General features: G+C 47.6%; 3 protein-coding genes. 2 read left to right on the top strand and 1 reads right to left on the bottom strand.

The annotated features are described in order from the left end of the window. Positions 1-114: 114 nt before the first annotated feature. Positions 115-507 carry a Fur family transcriptional regulator gene (locus tag QUB24_RS33270; protein WP_333055475.1) on the bottom strand — a complete coding sequence of 131 codons (393 nt, stop codon included), beginning with the start codon at positions 505-507 and terminating at the stop codon, positions 115-117. A gap of 143 nt (positions 508-650) precedes the next feature. On the opposite strand from QUB24_RS33270, the gene purS reads away from it, so the two are divergent. Next, positions 651-935, top strand: a complete 285-nt coding sequence (purS, locus tag QUB24_RS33265) for a phosphoribosylformylglycinamidine synthase subunit PurS (RefSeq protein WP_333055476.1) — start codon at positions 651-653, stop codon at positions 933-935. A 393-nt stretch (positions 936-1,328) separates the two neighbouring features. Continuing rightward, positions 1,329-2,030, top strand: coding sequence for a phosphoribosylformylglycinamidine synthase subunit PurQ (gene purQ, locus QUB24_RS33260; protein WP_333157845.1), 702 nt, complete (start codon positions 1,329-1,331; stop codon positions 2,028-2,030). Positions 2,031-2,118 lie beyond the last annotated feature (88 nt).

The raw sequence follows: 2,118 nt of genomic DNA, 5'->3' as shown, positions 1-2,118 counted from the left end.
TTAAATAACTTCCACTCTTGAAAGTGGGATGGGCGTCCCGCCCGTTCAAAAAGGCCGGGCGGGACGCCCATCCCACAATAACAATTAAAATTGTAAGTTATTTAATTCGCGATCCTAAGATTCTTGAGCCAAAGTACATCGATCGCACAATCCAAAAAACTCCAAAGTGTGATAATAAATCTTGAAAGAATGAGATTGTTGTAGTTGGCTTTCTAAGTGGTGGACGGGGCATTCGTCGATCGTAATTGATGCGCCGCATTCGAGACAAGTTAAGTGGTGTTGATCTTGGTGGGCGGCACCGTAGAGAGACTCGCCACTAGCAAGCGTTCTGACGTGAACGAACCCCTCTCGCTTTAAACCGTCGAGGGAACGGTAAACGGTTGCTAGGCCCATGCTTTGGTCGCTGTTACGCAGTTCTAAGTAGATATCTTGCGCTGAGAGCGATCGATTCAAGTGCTTGAGCAAGTGTAAAATACGCTCCTGACTGCGGGTGCGGTTGGTTCTCATAATTTTTTTGTGTAATCTGCTGGAATCACATCTGTCCCTGTTTCTAGGCTATCTTACTTGGGCTAACCAAATGGCGATCGGCGCGCAGCTCGGTTGTAGAATACAATGGGGCTAACTTTCACATCACCTACCGCAACATTCCCGTGACTCAGAAATATCTTGCCCAAATCTATGTTACCCTCCGCCCTTCTGTTTTAGATCCCGCCGGCACTGCCGTACAGTCTGGTTTGCAACACATGGGATACGACAATGTTGAGCGTGTGCGAATCGGGAAGTACGTTGAATTGACGCTGACTGCTGCTGGTGAGTCCCAGGCCCGCGAACAACTAGATCGCGTTTGCGACCAACTTTTGGCCAATCCAGTGATTGAAAATTATCGCTTTGATTTGACTGAAATTCCTGTTGCTGTGGAGACAGCGGCGGCATAAATGCGATCGCCCGTAGGGTGTTTTTAAAGCCGGAGATCCCCCCTAACCCCCCTTAATAAGGGGGGACAAGAGCATTCAAAGTCTTTGTTAAAAAGCGGGGACAAGAGCGTTGAAAGTCTCTGTCCTAGGGTGTTTTTCAACCCGGAGATCCCCCCTAACCCCCCTTAATAAGGGGGGGACAAGAGTGTTCAAAGTCTCTCTTAAAAAGGCGAGGACAAGAGCTTTCAAAGTCTTCGTTAAAAACACAAAAACTCGGAACACTCAAAGTCCCCCTTCTTAAGGGGGATTTAGGGGGATCTAGACTTTGATACAAGCGAGAAAAACATAAGATTTTAGTCTTAAGTTGACACCTCTTCCTTCTTCCTTCTTCCTTCTTCCTTCTTCCTTCAGCTTATGAAATTTGGAGTTATTGTTTTTCCTGGTTCAAATTGCGATCGCGATGTGGTGTGGGTGACTCAAGGGTTACTCCACCAACCAACTCGCATGATTTGGCACGAAGATACCGATATTTCGGATATTGATGTCATTGTAATTCCCGGCGGTTTCAGTTACGGAGATTATTTGCGGTGCGGCGCGATCGCCCGTTTTTCTCCGGCGATGCGGGCTACTGCGGAACACGCGAAACAGGGCAAACTTGTACTCGGTATTTGCAACGGTTTTCAGGTGTTGACTGAAGCTGGTTTATTGCCTGGTGCTCTGGTGCGGAATGCGGGATTGAATTTTATTTGCGATCGCGCTTCTTTGAAAGTCGAACGCGGTAATACTCGTTGGACTGCGGCTTATACTACGGGTGAAATCATCGATTTGCCGATCGCCCACGGTGAAGGCAACTATTATGCTGATGCCGATACATTAGCAGAACTAGAAGAGCACGAACAAGTGCTGTTTCGCTACTGCACAGAGGCGGGCAAAATTAGCGATGCTGGGAATCCCAACGGTTCGTTAAATAATATTGCCGGTATTTGCAATCGCCAAGGCAATGTATTAGGAATGATGCCGCATCCTGAACGGGCATCCGATCCGATGTTGGGCGAAACTGATGGGGTGAAATTGTTTCAAGGGTTGTTGATGGCCAGTGTTGCTGCTGTTTTGTAGTTGATATTTGGGGCTGGGGGGGTGACAACCCACCCCAAACCCATAGCTAGTAAGGATTGAGGCAACTTGTGGTAAAAAAAGATAGGCA

Source organism: Microcoleus sp. B9-D4, from assembly GCF_036705105.1.
In the GTDB taxonomy this organism is placed as follows: domain Bacteria; phylum Cyanobacteriota; class Cyanobacteriia; order Cyanobacteriales; family Microcoleaceae; genus Microcoleus.
Note: the sequence above shows the minus strand (reverse complement) of the source record. Positions and strands in the feature narration are given on the sequence as shown.